Origin of the sequence: Dactylosporangium sp. CS-047395, from assembly GCF_050942185.1 — a bacterium.
GTDB lineage: Bacteria > Actinomycetota > Actinomycetes > Mycobacteriales > Micromonosporaceae > Dactylosporangium.
In genome coordinates, this window is record NZ_CP192015.1 from 2,617,607 (window position 1) to 2,632,069 (window position 14,463).

Below are 14,463 nucleotides of genomic sequence, written 5' to 3' on the forward strand. Positions count from 1 at the left end.
CACCACCGCGAACGAATCAGCCGGTAGCTGCGCGGCGAGCACCTCGGTCAGCAGAGATTTGCCGGCGCCCGGGTGACCGAGCAGCAGCAGGGAAAGCTGCGTGCTGGTGGGGTCGGCGAGGAAGCCGGCGAGGAAGCCCATGAGCCCGTCGCGAGTCTCCGCGTGCTGCCACCATTGCTCGTCGGCGGCGTTGACGTCGTCCCGTGCGACCGCCGCCTGAAACGCAGGCTCGACGAAGCCGCGGGCCACCGTCGGTGCGGCCATGCCCCGCGCCTGCGAGCGAAGCAACGACTCGGTCAGCACCTCACGCGCCGCGAGCGCCAACTGCTCGCGGTAGCTGCTTCGGCGAGCGCGGACCCCAGTGACAACGACCGCCAGCAGCCCTCTGACCTCATCGAGCACCGCCTGGGTCGTCTTCCTCGTCGCAGTGTGCTCGTTGAGCACCAGCCACAGGGCATACGGTGGAGCGGTACCGAGGGTCAGCATCCGGTTCTGGTAGTTGCGCACGGCGGCATCGGTCATGCGCTTGGCGGTGGCCGCGTGGTCCTTGGGGGCCACCGCGCTCTCCCATATCGCCAGCCCGGAGAACATTTCCAGGGAACGCTCCGAGAGCCGGTGGAAGTACGGGCGCAGGTCTTGGGCGATCATCTCGTCCAGACCGCGTTCGCCGGACGGCAGCGGAATCTCAGAATCCAGGAGCTCGGTGACGAACTGACGACGCTGCGGTGACTGATCGGACAGGCCTGCGATCCGGCGCCGGTCGTGTTCGGACAACTTCAGCGCCTCGTACACCGGGCCGAGTTCGGCGCGCAGGCCGTCGAAGAACGACGAAAGTACGGTTACCGAATGCGCGGCCGCCACCAGATCACGGCGACCATGTTGGGCATGGCCCCGGATCTGAGCCGCCGCGCCGTCGACGAGCGGAGCGAGCAGCCGGGTCGCCTCGTTCTTCGGGTCGACGAGCCCGAGCACGTCGGAGAGGCCGATGCCGGTAGCCGCAGCGGCTCCGGTCGCCGCGATGGTAGGCGGGCCGCCCGCTATCGCTGCCGCCGCCGCTCCCGCGAACAGGGCTCCGCCCAGCAGCCGATCCAATCGGGACGAGACGCTGTGCTGCGGATCGACCAGGGCGAGGGCGCCCCTGAATGTGAACGGCGACTGGGCCATCGACTTCGGTCGTCCGGGAGCGGCAGGAAGCGAGTCGCATCAACCTACCGACGCCCGAGTTGGACCTCAACGGCCGATCGGCTCTTTCTGACCCGGAGTACCGGATTGTGTGCGAGCCGTAGCGGTCGAAGTGGTGCACGCGGGGCGCCTTCCGCCCGGCGAGCGGAAGGCGCCGACGGGCGTATCAGCGGCTGGGCTGGCCGCTGCCCGGGCACTCGCCCGCGCCGGGGGCGGCGCCGTCGGGCTGGTGGGCGGGTGTGGGCGACCCGGCGTTCACGTGGACGCGGGCGCCGCACTTCGGGCAGCGGCTGATCGCCTCCGTGGCCGTCGACGACATGGCGGTACACCTCCGATGAGAACGACAAAGCCGGACCTGGAGGTGATTCCCCAGGCCCGGCCGGTCGGAACATCTCATCCGGCGGCGAGGGTCAGCATCTGCTTGATCTGCTGGGTGCGCGAGAGCTGGACGCGCTCGGCGAGCTGCTTGACCGTGGTGTTCGCGCCGTGCGTGGCGAGCTGCTGGGCCAGTTCGACCGCGTTGTGCTGGTGGGCGATCAGCAGGTTGAGGAACTTCGTCTCGAAGTCGGTGCCGGTCGCGTCCTGCAGGGCCTTGATCTCCTCCGGACCGGTGGCCGGCTGACCGCCGTGGGCCGCGTGGATGGCGGGGTCGGTGATGTCGGTCTGCGGTACGTTCCACGCCTGCAACCAGCGCTGCATGGTGCGGACCTCCTCGGCCTCGACGACGTCGATCGCGCCGGCCAGGTCGACGACCTCCTCGCGGACGCCCTTCTGCTGGCCGAGCTTGAGCATCTGCAGGCCCTGCTGCTGGTGGGCGATGAGCATCTGCAGGAACATCACGTCGAAGTCGTTGTGCGGGCCGGCCGCGGTGACGGCGTCCGCCTCGGCGATGCCTTGGCTGGCGGTGAGCGGCGGGACCGGCTCGGCCGCCTGGCCGCAGGCCGCGAGGGTGAACAGCGCGACGATCGCGATCAGGACGCGCTTCACAGCGGGAGCCACAGCGCGAGGGTGTAGATCGGCTCCCAGGTGTAGATCGAGCGGTGGGACTGGCGGCACTGGTACTGCTTGCCGTTGTACGTCACCACGTCGCCGACGTGATACAGCGTGTCCGGAGCCCAATCCGACTTGGGTGCGCTGGTGGTCGGCGGAGCCTTTGTCGGGCTCTTCGTCGGGGCCGCAGTGGTCTTCGTCGGGGAGGGCGTCGCGGTCTTGGTGGGAGAAGCGGTCGGGGTCGCGCCGCCGCCGCCGGAGCCGATCTGGACGTCGATGCAGTTGTAGAACGCGTTCACCGTGTCGGCGATGTTCCACACGGCGAGGATCTTCTGGCGGCCGGAGTAGCCGGACAGTGACACCTGGTGCGACACCGTGGCGTTGGGCTGCTTGCCGCCGTCGTTGAACTGGGCGATGCGCTTGTCGCCGATGAAGTACTCCCACGTGCTCGTCGAGTGCCGCGCCGTCAGCACCCAGTTGAACGTCACCGCGGTGCCGACCGACGTCGCCGGCCAGTTGCGGGAGTCGTCGCCGAGCACGGAGAACCGGGCGTTGCCGCCGTCGCAGCTCTTGAGCCCCTTGGGGCCCTCGACGCTCTGCGGCTCGTACTGGATGGCACCGCAGTCGGCGACCTTCCCCTGCGCGCACAGCGCCTGCCGGCTCGGCGGTGAGGAGACGTATCCGTGGGCCGAGGCGGGCTCGGCGTAGATGAGCGTCCCAGCGGCGGCGGCACCGAGGGCGACCAGCGGGTACAGGACGGATCTGCGCATTGTGGAAACCATTTCTCTCGGGTGCGAAAAACGTATCCGAGCGCCGCTTAACAAGGCCTCGTGCGATTTGCAAATCCGGCCTAACGCGTTTTTATGGTGTCGTTAATGGCGGGGGATGGCATGATCACGGCCATGTCGATCGCCGCCGTGCTGCGCGCCGCGCAGGTCGCCCGGGTCCTGGCCGCCAGCTGTGTCGGCCGCCTCCCGCTGGGCGCGGCCCCGGTGGCCCTGCTGCTCTACGCGCGCGAGAGCGTCTCCATCGGCGCGGCCGGCCTGCTGGTCGGCGTCTACACGGCCGGCCTCGCGGTGGGCGGGCCCGTCCTGGCCCGCATCGCCGACCGCTTCCGCCAGCCCCCGGTCCTGCTCGGTGGCGCCGCCGTGTCCACGCTCGGATTCCTGATGCTCGTTCAGGGTGTACCGCTCTGGGCCGCCGCGATCGCCGTCCTGTTCGCCGGCCTCGGGGCGCCGCCGTTCGAGGCGGGCCTGCGGGTGCTCTGGCGGGACCTGCTCGACGAGGACCAGGTCCCGACCGCGTACACCCTCGACATCGCGGTCCAGGAGCTCATCTTCATCTTCGGCCCGCTGGTCGCCGGCCTGGCGGTCGCGCTCGGCGGCGGCGTGGCCGGGGTGTACGCGACCGCGGCCCTGCAGCTGCTCGGCACCGTGTGGTTCGTCACCACGCCGGTCGTCCGCGGCTGGCGCGGCGAGCGGGCCGAGCGGCACTGGGCCGGCGCGCTGCGCTCGGGCCCGCTGCGGCTGCTGCTCACCGCGGTCGTGCTGATCGGGGCGGGCGTCGGCTCGCTGCCGGTCGCGATGCTCGACTACGCCGAGTCCGTCGGGCACCGCTCGTTCTCCAGCTGGCTGCTGGCCGCGCAGGCGTTCGGGGCGCTCATCGGCGGCCTGGCCAACACCCGCCTGAAGATCGAGCCGCGCCGCCTGCCCCTCCTCGGTCTGGGTCTCGGCCTCGGGTACGTCCCGCTCCTGCTCACCCCCACGCCCGCCGCACTGATGCTGCCGCTGGCCGTGCTGTGCGGGCTGTGCCTGCCGCCGCTGCTGGCCGGGGCGTTCCTCACGGTGGACCACATCGCGCCGGCCGGAACCGCGGCGGAGGCGTTCGCCTGGGTGGCGACCGCGTTCTCGGTCGGCGCGGCGGCGGGGGCGGCCGTGGACGGGGCGATCCTGAACGCGGTGACGTCGACCCGGGTCGGCTTCATCCTGTCGCCGGTGGTCATCCTGCTCGCCGTGCCCTGGCTGCGTCCGGTCGCCCGCCATGCGCCGGGCGGGTTTGTTCAAGACACAGGCGGTACAACTGCGGCAGTTTGAAAGGCATGGACAAGCACCTTTTGCTGGCGGAGGCGGCGCCCGTCTTCCTGGGCGTCGTCGACCGGATCGCACCGTCGGACCTGGATCGGGTCACGCCGTGCGTCGCGTGGGACGTGCGTGGGTTGTGCGCGCACCTGCTCGAGTGGGGGCCGCCGCTCGAAGGGGCGGCGCGCAAGGAGTCGGTGCCGCCCGGGGCCGTGCATGACTCGGTGCGGGCGCAGGCGGAGCGGATCGCCGAGGCGTGGGGGACGGCCGGCGCTTGGGCGGGGACGACCGTGATGGGCGGCGGCGAGCTGCCGGCGGACCTCGTCGGCGGGATGGTGCTCGGGGAGTTCGTGCTGCACGGGTGGGACCTCGCGCGGGCGCTCGACGTGCCGATCGCGTTCTCCGACGACGTGCTGCGGCTCACGTACGGCGAGGTCGCGCGCTCGGCCGACCAAGGGCGCGCGATGGGCGTCTACGGCCCCGAGATCGCGGTCGCCGACGGCGCGCCGCTGTTCGAGCAGGTGCTCGCGCTCAGCGGCCGCGACCCCTTCTGGAAGGCTTCGTAGCCGCCTCGGTGAGCGACTCCACCACCGAACAGGCGTCCTGCAGCGGGTCGCCGGCGTCGATGTTGACCGCGACCGTGCGCAGCATCTCGCGGAAGCGCTCGCGGTCCTCGTCCGGCAGCGCGCCGAGCACCCGGTCCTCGATGTGCCGGAGGTTGCGCTGCAGCTCGCAGAGCTTGGCCCGGCCGGCCTCGGTGGCCACGATCCGGCGGGCGCGGCGGTCGGACGGGTCCGGCCGGCGCTCGATCAGCCCGGATTTCTCCAGGTCGTCCAGGAGGTACGTCATGACGGTCCGGTCGATGCCCAGCTTGTTGGCCAGGGCGAGCTGGGTGTCGGCCGCACCGTCGGCGGCGGAGGTGAGCACCTGGTAGCCGCGCGGGCCGCCGGGCACGTCGGCGATGACCGACTGGGCGCCCTTCGCGTAGCCGCGCAGCAGCACGCCAAGCGCCCAGCCGAGGTCCGACTGGAGCTCGACGTGCTCGTGAGCCGCCTGCGTCATGACAGCAATGATAAGCAGCTCACTCGCTCTTGCAACGAGATGTTCTGTGACGCAGACTTTCTCCACAGAAGCACAATCCTGTGGAGGTACCTCATGCACCTGTTCCGTCTCGACGCGAGCGTCCGTACGACGGGTTCCGTGAGCCGCGCGCTCGCCGACACCGCCGAGCAGGCCTGGCTCGCCGAGCACCCGGGCGCGACCGTCACGCGGCGCGACATCGGCCTGGAGCCGCTGCCGAGCGACCTGTGGGCAAAGGCGGCCCGCTCCGCGGTCGACCCCACGGCGCCGAAGGCCCCCGAAGCTGTCGACCTGAACGCGAAGCTGTCGGCCGAGCTGCTGGAGGCGGACGCGTACGTGTTCGCGGTGCCGCTCTACAACTGGGGCATCCCGGCCCACTTCAAGACCTGGATCGACCTGGTGCTGCTCAACCCGCGCTTCGGCGGCGCCGGCGACCGCCCCCTCGCGGGTCGCCCCGCGGTGCTGGCGATGAGCCGCGGCGGTGGCTACAGCCCGGGCACGCCCAAGCACGGCTGGGACCACAGCGGCCCGTACGTGCAGCGCGTCCTGGCCGAAGTCCTGCACCTCGACGTCCACGTGGCCGAGGCCGAACTGACCCTCGCCGACGTGACCCCGGCCATGGAGTCGCTGCGCGGCATGGCGGCCGACCTGCTGAAGACCGGCCACGAGCACGCAGCCAAGCACGGCCGCACCATCGCCGACCTCGTTGCGCGGTAGACCCCAGTAGACCCCGGTGCGGTTTGAGGGGGTGTGGGTGGAGCGGAGCTCCCCCACCGCTTTTCAGGACATAACGGTGTAACACATAGTGCTCGGGCGCCCATACAGCGGGTTGAAGACCAGCCCATACAGCTAGTCCAGCCCGAGTGGGGTCCTGCCCGCGTGCGTGGGGTCCAGCCCGAGTGAGATCCAGCCCCAGTGGGGGTCCAGCCCGAGTGCTGTCCAGCCCGAGTGCTGTCCAGCCCGAATGCTGTCCAGCCCGAGTGGGCTCAGCCCAGCGGGGGCAGGTTTTGGGTCAGTTCGATGGCCGTGTGCACCAGCGACTGCAAGCGCGCTGTAAGCGCGAGCAGGAGCTGGTGCGCGGCCGGCCCGGCGGTGGCGGCGGCCTCGCGCAGGGTCTCGATGTCGCCCTGCACCTGGCTGAGCTGGCCGGTCAGGTCGGCCACGCCCGCGCCCCGTTCGAGCGCGCCGGCCATGTCGGCCAGGCTGACCCCGTTGGCCTCCAGCGCCTTGATCGCGGCGATCCGTTCGATGCACGAGGCGTCGTACAGCCGGAAGTTCCCGGCCGTGCGCTCGGTCGACTCGATCAGGCCGAGGCCGGTGTAGAAGTCAACAGTGCGGGTCGACACGCCGGCTTGATTGGCGAGCTCCCCGATCCGCAGCAGCTTTGACACGATCCAACCCTACAGTGCCGCGTGCTAGTGTGCCCGCCATGGTCTTCCGGAGCCTGCGCCGCGCCGCGCTGGGCGTGGGCGGTCCGGCCGTCGATACGGTACTCGACGATCCTGTGATCCGCCCGGGAGAGTCCCTCGCCGGCGTCGTTCACCTGGCCGGTGGCGAGCGTGAGGTGGAAATCGAGCGGATCGTGCTGACCCTGGTCACGCGGGCCGGCGAGACGACCACCGAGCTGCGGCGCCAGGAGGTGGCCGGCGGGTTCCGGCTGGGGGCGGGGGAGGCCCGGGCAGTACCGGTGGAGTTTGTGGTGCCTTTGTCCACGCCCATCACGCACGTCTTCGGCGAGCGGGTGCCCGGCCTGGCCGTCGGGGTGCGCACCGAGCTCGAGGTGGCGTTCGCCTTCGACCCGGGCGACCTGGACTTCGTGGCCGTGCACCCGCTCCCCGCCGAGGCCGCGTTCCTCGAGGCGCTGCGCTCGCTCGGGTTCCGGTTCAACTCCGCCGATGTCGCGCAGGTGTTCGAATTCTGGGTTTCGCCGCGGTACCAGACGATTGCCACCGAAATCGCTGTCGGCTTCACGACCGGGGCGGATTTCGTGGAGATTGTCCTCAATGGCACCGCGCGTACCCGCTACGACCGGCGGGAACACGTCGACTGGGAGGCCGAGGTCGACCGGCTGATGCGGCAGATCGGGCAGATCCGCCGATAGACCTCCACCTGACCGGGCCAGGGCGCTGATCGCCCGACACGGTACCGTTAGGCGCACAGGGGTTGACAGCCGTTGAACACGGACGAATGCGGGAGGCGGGGCATGCGAGAGCTCGTCGTGGTGGGTGTGCGTGCGCAGACCTGGCAGAGCCGTCCCGTAGTCCTGCTCAAGGACGAACCGACGGGCCGCCATTTGCAGCTGCCGGTCGAGGGCGGCCCGCGCAGCATGGACGAGCCGATCAGCGCCGAGCTGTTCCAGCGCGCGCTGATGGCGTTGAACGCGCCGCTGCGGGCGATCGAGGTGGTCGCCGCGCACGGGCCGTTCCAGCTGGTGCTCGGGCAGGGCATCCGGGTGCCGGCGGCGCCGCTGGAGGCGATCGCGCTGGCCCGGCACTGGGGCGTGCCGATCCTGACCACCGAGGAGCTGCTCAACGCGGCCTCGGTGCAGGCGCCCGAGGGCCCGACCCAGCCGCTGGACCTGACCGCGCACATGGAGAAGCTGCCGTCGGGCCGGGCCACGCTGCTGATCCGCAAGGGCGCCGAGGCCGGGGCCGAGTTCGCGCTGGACGGCGACGTCGTGCGCTGCGGCCGCGACTCCGCCAACCAGATCGTGCTCGACGACAACACCGTCTCGCGCAAGCACGTCGAGTTCCACCGCAACGGCGGCGGCTTCGGCTACTCGATGCTCGACATGGGCAGCCTCAACGGCACCTATGTCAACGGCGAGCGGGTCAAGAGCGCCAACCTGAACGACGGCGACGAGGTTCAGGTCGGCAAGTTCATGCTCTTGTACCAGCTGCGCTGACTTACCAGGCGGAAGGCTCGTAGTCCTTCAGGAAACACCCGTACAGGTCCTCGCCGCGCTCGCCGCGCACGATCGGGTCGTAGACCCGCGCGGCGCCGTCGGCGAGGTCCAGCGGGGCGTGGAAGCCCTCCTCGTGCAGGCGCATCTTCTGCGGATGCGGCCGCTCGTCGGTGATCCAGCCGGTGTCCACGGCCGTCATCAGGATGCCGTCGCCGAGCATTTCCTCCGCACTGGTACGGGTGAGCATGTTCAACGCGGCCTTGGCCATGTTGGTGTGCGGGTGCCCGGGCCCCTTGTACCGGCGGCTGAACTGGCCCTCCATGGCGGAGACGTTCACGACGTACTTGCGCCGCGCGGTGGAGCGCTGCATCGCCGCGCGCAGTCGCGAGACCAGGATGAACGGCGCGGTCACGTTGCACAGCTGCACTTCGAGCAGCTCGAGCGGGTCGACCTCCTCGACCGTCTGCACCCAGCTGTTGGTGTCGGCCAGGTCGGGCACCAGGCCGCCGGCGTCGATCGCGGTGAGCGCCGCGACCTTCTCGGCGGTGGTGTTGCCACTGGTCAGCGCGAGCGCCGTGAGCGCGTGCGGCGGGATGATGGTCGGCGTCCGGGCCGACTCCAGCACCAGTTCGGCGTCGGTCTTGTGGAACGTGACCACGTCGGGCATCGGCCCGTCGAGCATCAGCGGCGCCGACTCGGCCGCGACCAGGTGCGAGTACGACCCGGCGGCCCGCTTCACCGTCTGCGCCGCGTTGTTGATGAGAATGTCGAGCGGCCCCTGCGCGGCGACGTCGTCGGCGAGCGCCGCGACCTGGGCCGGGTCGCGCAGGTCGATCCCGACGATCCGCAGCCGGTGCAGCCAGTCGGCGCTGTCCGCCATGGCCGAGAAGCGCCGCACGGCATCGTTCGGGAACCGCGTCGTGATCGTGGTGTGAGCACCGTCACGCAACAGCCGCAGCGCGATGTACATCCCGATCTTCGCCCGCCCGCCGGTCAGCAGCGCCCGCCGCCCGGTCAGGTCGGTCCGCTGGTCGCGCCGCTCCCGGTTGAGCCGGGCGCACGGCGGGCAGAGCTGGTGGTAGAACGCGTCGACGTCGACGTACCGGTCCTTGCAGGTGTAACAGGACCGCGCCCGCTTGAGTCGCCCCGCCGACGCGCCGATGGTCGGCGACACCAGCGCGATGCCCTGCGTCTCGTCGTCGATCCGCCCGGGCGCCCCGGTCGCGGTCGCCTCGGTCACGGCCTTGTCGCTGGCGGTGACGGCGGCGCGACGCTCGCTGCGCCGCTGCCGTTTGACGTGTTTGTACAGGTGTGAGGTGGCGCGCCGCACCGTGAGCACATCGGGATGCTCGGGCGGCAGCTCCTGCAGCTCCTCGAACACGGCAAGGCAGATGGCGAGCCGCTCGGGATCGATGCCTGGGCCGAACTCTTCGAGCGCCGCGCCGGCGGGGTCCTGGCCGAGCGCGTCGTCCATGATCGTGTCAACAAGGTCGTGCGGGGTCACGACGGGAACTGTACGCAACGCCCCCGCCACGAGGCCAAACAGAAACGGGCCCGGTTGGCGCCATTGCCACCCGGACCCGCCGCTAAGCGGCTTCCCACCGTCCCCCGTTCACACCTCGGCGGGCCCGCGGAGTCAGTTAAGCCGCTGCTCGCCGACAAATCCGACATATCCGTTTTATTCCCCTTTCGGGGTGGCCTGCGGTGCCTGACATGATGCGTGGCATGCGCGACCCGAGAGAGCTGGCCGGGAGCTGGTCGTCGTTCCAGTCCCACGGCTTCCTGCCGCCCTCGCCCGCGCTGCGTTCCCTGGTCGCCCGGTACTGGTGGGCCCGCTGGGACCTGACCGGCCAGCCCGCCTACGAGCAGCTGATCATCCCGTACCCGAACGTGCACCTGACCTTCTCCGCCGCGGCCGATCCGATGATCCGAGGCGTCAACCGAGGCCGCATCCGCCGCGTACTGTCCGGCCGCGACGCCGTCCTGGGCGTGGCCTTCCGGCCGGGCGTGTTCCGCCGCTACCTGGCCGCCCCGCTGGAGACCGTGACCGACCGCTCCCTGCCGGCTTCGGCGGTACTTCGCGACCCTCTACCGCAGCACGTGGATGTGCTGGACCCGGCCGCACTCGCGTCAGCGGTCGACGCGTACCTGGTGGCGAACCTACCGCCGGCGGATGCGGTGGGCGACGAGGTGGCGGCATGGGTGGAGACGATCGCCGAGTCACCCGACCTGCGGCGGGTCGATCAGCTGACGGCGCGGTTCAGCGTGAGCGAGCGGCAGTTGCAGCGGTTGTTCGCGGAGCATGTGGGGGTGAGCCCGAAGTGGGTGTTGCGCCGCTTCCGCCTGCACGAGGTGACCTCGCGCATGGAGGCTCGCAGCCCGATCGACTGGGCGGCGCTCGCGGCGGATCTGGGCTACGCGGACCAGTCCCACCTGACCCGCGACTTCACCAACATGTTCGGCGAACCCCCGACCACCTACGCCGCGCGCTACTGACCCCCTCGCCGCCCGCGTTGACACGACTTCACGGTCGACGCACCGCCTCCGCCCGCGCGACCGGTCGAACTCATGGTCGTCGCACGGTCCTTGTGTGCCCGGCTGGTCGAACTCATGGTCGTCGAACGGTTCTCCTGTGCGCGGCTGGTCGAACTCATGCCTCTTATGCGCGGCTGGTCTCATGGTCGTCGCACGATCTTCGGGGGCGTGGCTCGCTCCCATGCCGGATTTATCGCCCGACAGGCGAAATATCGGGCACGGGGTGTTCGAGGGTGGATGGGCAGAATGGGGCGGCGAACGGGCGGGTTTTGGTGGCCAGGTGGACCCTTGGGCGGGGTTGCCGGCGGCAAGTAGGGTGGCTGGCGATGTCAGCTCAGCGTGTCAGCCTCGCCGGTATCGCTCTCCTGGTCGCCCTGGGCGCGGCCGGCTGCGGCGGCGGCGATCCGGCCCCGACGAGCCAGACGCCCGCGCCGCAGCAGTCGCAGGGGCGGCAGGTGCAGAGCTCGGCCCCCACCGGCGACAACAACGCCGCCGGGCTGGGGGGCACCGCGAGTGCCGCGCCGAAGGGGACCACGAAGCACGTGTTCCCGCTGCAGGGCAAGGGCTCGTACTCGCACGACCACCACGACTACCCGGCCAGCGACATCATCGCCAACTGCGGCCTCAACGCCCTCTCCCCGGTGGACGGCACCGTGCTGGAGGTGACCAAGGTCGACACCTGGACGGCCAAGGTCAACGAGGGCTCGTCCCGCGGCGGCCTGTCGGTGTCGATCCTGGGCAACGACGGCGCCCGGTACTACATGTCGCACTTCTCAGCCATCGACAGCGGCATCGAACCGGGCACGACGGTCCAGGCCGGCCAGCCGGTGGCCAAGGTCGGCCGCACCGGCGACGCGAGCGCCTGCCACATCCACTTCGGCCTCTCACCGGCGTGCGCCAAGACCGGCGACTGGTGGACCCGGCGCGGGGTGATCTGGCCGTGGTCGTACCTCGACGCGTGGAAGGCCGGCAAGGAGAAGTCGCCGGTGGCCGAGCTGGACACCTGGGAGCAGCAGCACGGCTGCCCGGCCAAGGCGACCGCCGACCCGTAAACCGCCACCGCAACGCACCCACTCGCCGCGGGACCACACTCACCCCCGACGAAGCTCACCCGCGATGGCCCAGGACGCGACCGACCCCGCCGACCCTCACGCGACAGCATGCGGGCGACCGAGCAGGCGATCGACTCGGACGCGATCCATGGCAGCGCGAGCGGCCGAAGCGCGACCGCGCGACCAGCAGCGGCTACTCGTACTCCAAGCAGAACGGATGCCCCGCCGGATCGCAGTACACGCGGAAGCCCGCCTCCTTCGTCGAGAGCAGCTGCGCCCCCATCCGCAGCACCTTCGACTCGGCCGCGTCGATGTCGTCGACCCAGATGTCCAGGTGGAGCTGCTGCGGATAGTTCGGGTCCGGCCACTGCGGCGGAATGTGGTGCGGCGCGTGCTGGAAGCTCATCCGGCTCGCCCCGTCGCCGATGTCGATCCAGTCGCCGTCGACCCGGGTGATGGGCAGGTCGAGCAGCTCCGAGTAGAACCGCGCGAGGGCATGCGGGTCCGAGGTGTCCAGCACGACGGTCGAAAGTCTCGCAATCATCCTCCCATCGTGCCCCACCGGTATGACAAAAAACCGCCCGAAGGGCCTACGAAGGCTGCGACTGGATCGCCGTAATGGCCACGGTGTTCACGATGTCCTTGACCGTGGCGCCCCGGGACAGGTCGTTCACCGGCTTGCGCAGCCCCTGCATCACCGGGCCGACCGCCACCGCACCCGCCGAGCGCTGCACCGCCTTGTACGTGTTGTTGCCGGTGTTGAGATCCGGGAAGACGAAGACCGTGGCCTGGCCGGCGACGGGACTGCCGGGCAGCTTGGTCGCCGCGACCGCCGGGTCGATCGCCGCGTCGTACTGGATGGGACCCTCGACGGGCAGGTCCGGGCGGCGGGAGCGGACGATCTCCGTCGCCTCGGCCACCTTGGTGACGTCCGCGCCCGAGCCCGAGGTTCCGGTGGAGTACGACAGCATCGCCACCCGCGGGGTCACGCCGAAGCGGGCCGCCGTCTCCGCCGAGGACAGGGCGATGTCGGCCAGCTGGGCGGCGTCGGGGTCGGGGTTGACCGCGCAGTCGCCGTAGACCAGCACGCGGTCGGGCAGCAGCATGAAGAAGACGCTGGAGGCCACGCTCAGGCCGGGCACTGTCTTGATGATCTCGAAGGCCGGCCGGATCGTGGCCGCCGTGGTGTGGGTGGCGCCGGAGACCATGCCGTCGGCGTGGCCGAGCTGGACCATGAGCGTGCCGAAGTACGACACGTCGGCCACCACGTCGTGCGCCAGGTCGAACGAGACGCCCTTGTGGGCCCGCAGGTCGCGGTACACCTCGGCGAACTTCTCGCGCAGCTCGCTCGTGGCCGGGTCGATCAGCTGCGCGGCGCCGAGGTCGAGGCTCAGGTCGCGGGCCTTGGACCGGATGACGGCCGGGTCGCCGAGCAGGGTCAGGTCGGCGACCCCACGGCGCAGCAGGATGTCCGCCGCGCGCAGGATTCTTTCCTCGGTACCCTCCGGCAGCACCAACCTACGCCGGTCGGCCCGGGCGCGGTCGATGAGGTCGTACTCGAACATCAGCGGCGTCACGCGGGACGAGGCGGTCAGCTCGAGCACGCCGGTCAGCGCGGCGGTGTCCACATTGGACTCGAAGGCGCCCAGCGCGGCCTCCACCTTGCGCGGGTTGGCCGCGCTCAGGCGGTGCTCCATGCGCGTGGAGGAGGCGATGGTGTCGTAGCTGGCCGTGGGTACCGACAAGACCGCCAGGCCGGGATTGAGCCGTTCGAACAGGGCGAGCGCGGCCGGGTCCGGTGCGATGCCGAGGGTCAGTACGATCCCGGCCAGCGGCACCAGGCCCGACGCGTGCGCCGCGCCGGCCGCGACCAGCAGGTCGGCCCGGTCCCCGGGGGTGATGAGCAGGCAGTCGGGCGTGAGGTGGTCCAGCACCGTCGGGACCTGGGCCGCGCCGACGACGTAGTCGAGCACGTCGCGCCCGAGCGCCGTGTCGCGGTCGGCGCCGGCGGTGACGACGCTCGCCCCGAGCTGCGCGGCGACCTCGGCCACCGTGGGGGCGCCGACGGTGGGCACGTCGGGGATGACGAAGCAGGGCACGGGCAACTTCGGCGGCGGTACCGCCTGCATCGTCTTGTTCAACACGACCGCCGCGACGGTCGCGTCGAGGTCGGTGAGCGCGTGATAGGCGTGCCGGGCCATCGAGTCCAATGTGGACTCGTCCGCCCCGCTGCCGTTGACGACCGAGACGACGACGGCGCCGAACTCGTTGGCCAGGCGCGCGTTGAACGCGAGGTCGTCGTCGATGTCGGTGCCGATGACGACGACCGCCTCGTGGTGCTGGGCCACCTGGCGGAAGTGCTCGACGACCTGCCCCACGAGCTCCTCGGCGCGGCCAGCGGCGAGCATCGCGGACGCCTCGGCAAAGGTCACCCCGAAGAGGCGGTCATCCCCGATGTTGTACCGCGACCGCAGCAACTCCAGCAGAACGTCCTCCGACGCCGGGGCGACGGGCCGGAAAACGCCGATCCGCGGCACCTTGCGGGACAACAGTTCGGCGAGTCCGAGGGCCACGGCCGACTTGCCGGAGTCGGGTCCGTGCTCGACGAGGTACACGATGCGGGCCACGGAGTTAGTCTGCC

Annotated in this window: 15 protein-coding genes and 1 pseudogene; 7 read left to right on the forward strand and 9 right to left on the reverse strand. The window is 70.8% G+C overall.

Annotated elements, in window-relative coordinates:
• Positions 1-522: 522 nt before the first annotated feature.
• From ACQP00_RS12205 to ACQP00_RS12220, 4 genes and pseudogenes are all read right to left on the reverse strand, one after another.
• Positions 523-1,164, reverse strand: a pseudogene (locus tag ACQP00_RS12205) (hypothetical protein); the annotation flags it as partial.
• 184 nt (positions 1,165-1,348) lie between these two features.
• The gene (locus ACQP00_RS12210; RefSeq protein WP_433218345.1) at positions 1,349-1,501 is read right to left on the reverse strand and encodes a hypothetical protein; all 153 of its coding nucleotides are present in this window, start codon (positions 1,499-1,501) and stop codon (positions 1,349-1,351) included.
• A gap of 74 nt (positions 1,502-1,575) precedes the next feature.
• Positions 1,576-2,181 (reverse strand): DUF305 domain-containing protein, encoded by a 606-nt coding sequence (locus tag ACQP00_RS12215; RefSeq protein WP_433218346.1) that lies wholly within the window; start codon positions 2,179-2,181, stop codon positions 1,576-1,578.
• Positions 2,166-2,942, reverse strand: a complete 777-nt coding sequence (locus tag ACQP00_RS12220) for a lytic polysaccharide monooxygenase (protein ID WP_433218348.1) — start codon at positions 2,940-2,942, stop codon at positions 2,166-2,168. Before ACQP00_RS12220 ends, ACQP00_RS12215 begins: the two co-directional genes overlap by 16 nt.
• A gap of 132 nt (positions 2,943-3,074) precedes the next feature.
• Here ACQP00_RS12220 and ACQP00_RS12225 point away from each other — a divergent pair, with 132 nt between their 5' ends.
• Both ACQP00_RS12225 and ACQP00_RS12230 read left to right on the forward strand, forming a co-directional pair.
• Positions 3,075-4,265 (forward strand): MFS transporter, encoded by a 1,191-nt coding sequence (locus ACQP00_RS12225; RefSeq protein WP_433218350.1) that lies wholly within the window; start codon positions 3,075-3,077, stop codon positions 4,263-4,265.
• A 5-nt stretch (positions 4,266-4,270) separates the two neighbouring features.
• Positions 4,271-4,816: a TIGR03086 family metal-binding protein gene (locus tag ACQP00_RS12230; protein WP_433218352.1), complete on the forward strand. Its 546-nt coding sequence runs from the start codon at positions 4,271-4,273 to the stop codon at positions 4,814-4,816.
• On the opposite strand, the gene ACQP00_RS12235 is transcribed toward ACQP00_RS12230, so the two are convergent.
• Complete coding sequence (locus tag ACQP00_RS12235) at positions 4,782-5,312, reverse strand: MarR family winged helix-turn-helix transcriptional regulator (protein WP_433218354.1); 531 nt, start codon at positions 5,310-5,312, stop codon at positions 4,782-4,784. The genes ACQP00_RS12230 and ACQP00_RS12235 overlap by 35 nt on opposite strands.
• A gap of 93 nt (positions 5,313-5,405) precedes the next feature.
• On the opposite strand from ACQP00_RS12235, the gene ACQP00_RS12240 reads away from it, so the two are divergent.
• Positions 5,406-6,047, forward strand: coding sequence for an FMN-dependent NADH-azoreductase (locus ACQP00_RS12240; protein WP_433218356.1), 642 nt, complete (start codon positions 5,406-5,408; stop codon positions 6,045-6,047).
• A gap of 269 nt (positions 6,048-6,316) precedes the next feature.
• Here the strand turns inward: ACQP00_RS12240 and ACQP00_RS12245 are convergent, their stop codons facing one another.
• Complete coding sequence (locus ACQP00_RS12245; RefSeq protein ID WP_433059138.1) at positions 6,317-6,721, reverse strand: MerR family transcriptional regulator; 405 nt, start codon at positions 6,719-6,721, stop codon at positions 6,317-6,319.
• 38 nt (positions 6,722-6,759) lie between these two features.
• On the opposite strand from ACQP00_RS12245, the gene ACQP00_RS12250 reads away from it, so the two are divergent.
• Both ACQP00_RS12250 and ACQP00_RS12255 read left to right on the forward strand, forming a co-directional pair.
• Positions 6,760-7,431, forward strand: coding sequence for a sporulation protein (locus ACQP00_RS12250; protein ID WP_433218358.1), 672 nt, complete (start codon positions 6,760-6,762; stop codon positions 7,429-7,431).
• Positions 7,432-7,533: 102 nt separating this feature from the next.
• Entirely contained in the window at positions 7,534-8,235 is a 702-nt protein-coding gene (locus tag ACQP00_RS12255) for a bifunctional nuclease domain-containing protein (RefSeq protein WP_433218360.1), read from the forward strand.
• A 1-nt stretch (position 8,236) separates the two neighbouring features.
• On the opposite strand, the gene ACQP00_RS12260 is transcribed toward ACQP00_RS12255, so the two are convergent.
• Positions 8,237-9,709: an SDR family NAD(P)-dependent oxidoreductase gene (locus ACQP00_RS12260; RefSeq protein ID WP_433223822.1), complete on the reverse strand. Its 1,473-nt coding sequence runs from the start codon at positions 9,707-9,709 to the stop codon at positions 8,237-8,239.
• Between the two features lie 251 nt (positions 9,710-9,960).
• Here ACQP00_RS12260 and ACQP00_RS12265 point away from each other — a divergent pair, with 251 nt between their 5' ends.
• The gene (locus ACQP00_RS12265) at positions 9,961-10,731 is read left to right on the forward strand and encodes a helix-turn-helix domain-containing protein (protein ID WP_433218362.1); all 771 of its coding nucleotides are present in this window, start codon (positions 9,961-9,963) and stop codon (positions 10,729-10,731) included.
• A 365-nt stretch (positions 10,732-11,096) separates the two neighbouring features.
• Positions 11,097-11,822: a M23 family metallopeptidase gene (locus tag ACQP00_RS12270; RefSeq protein ID WP_433218364.1), complete on the forward strand. Its 726-nt coding sequence runs from the start codon at positions 11,097-11,099 to the stop codon at positions 11,820-11,822.
• 193 nt (positions 11,823-12,015) lie between these two features.
• Here the strand turns inward: ACQP00_RS12270 and ACQP00_RS12275 are convergent, their stop codons facing one another.
• On the reverse strand, positions 12,016-12,366 hold the full coding sequence (locus tag ACQP00_RS12275) for a VOC family protein (protein ID WP_433218366.1): 351 nt from the start codon (positions 12,364-12,366) through the stop codon (positions 12,016-12,018).
• Positions 12,367-12,412: 46 nt separating this feature from the next.
• The gene (gene pta, locus ACQP00_RS12280; RefSeq protein WP_433218368.1) at positions 12,413-14,449 is read right to left on the reverse strand and encodes a phosphate acetyltransferase; all 2,037 of its coding nucleotides are present in this window, start codon (positions 14,447-14,449) and stop codon (positions 12,413-12,415) included.
• Positions 14,450-14,463: the final 14 nt, after the last annotated feature.

Bases quoted from the DNA above. Each gene is read 5' to 3' on its own strand.
- ACQP00_RS12275 (WP_433218366.1), bottom strand. From the start codon at position 12,366: ATGATTGCGAGACTTTCGACCGTCGTGCTGGACACCTCGGACCCGCAT.
- ACQP00_RS12250 (WP_433218358.1), top strand. From the start codon at position 6,760: ATGGTCTTCCGGAGCCTGCGCCGCGCCGCGCTGGGCGTGGGCGGTCCG.
- ACQP00_RS12230 (WP_433218352.1), top strand. From the start codon at position 4,271: ATGGACAAGCACCTTTTGCTGGCGGAGGCGGCGCCCGTCTTCCTGGGC.
- ACQP00_RS12265 (WP_433218362.1), top strand. From the start codon at position 9,961: ATGCGCGACCCGAGAGAGCTGGCCGGGAGCTGGTCGTCGTTCCAGTCC.
- ACQP00_RS12220 (WP_433218348.1), bottom strand. From the start codon at position 2,942: ATGCGCAGATCCGTCCTGTACCCGCTGGTCGCCCTCGGTGCCGCCGCC.
- ACQP00_RS12255 (WP_433218360.1), top strand. From the start codon at position 7,534: ATGCGAGAGCTCGTCGTGGTGGGTGTGCGTGCGCAGACCTGGCAGAGC.
- ACQP00_RS12235 (WP_433218354.1), bottom strand. From the start codon at position 5,312: ATGACGCAGGCGGCTCACGAGCACGTCGAGCTCCAGTCGGACCTCGGC.
- ACQP00_RS12240 (WP_433218356.1), top strand. From the start codon at position 5,406: ATGCACCTGTTCCGTCTCGACGCGAGCGTCCGTACGACGGGTTCCGTG.
- ACQP00_RS12260 (WP_433223822.1), bottom strand. From the start codon at position 9,709: ATGGACGACGCGCTCGGCCAGGACCCCGCCGGCGCGGCGCTCGAAGAG.
- ACQP00_RS12270 (WP_433218364.1), top strand. From the start codon at position 11,097: ATGTCAGCTCAGCGTGTCAGCCTCGCCGGTATCGCTCTCCTGGTCGCC.
- ACQP00_RS12210 (WP_433218345.1), bottom strand. From the start codon at position 1,501: ATGTCGTCGACGGCCACGGAGGCGATCAGCCGCTGCCCGAAGTGCGGC.
- ACQP00_RS12225 (WP_433218350.1), top strand. From the start codon at position 3,075: ATGTCGATCGCCGCCGTGCTGCGCGCCGCGCAGGTCGCCCGGGTCCTG.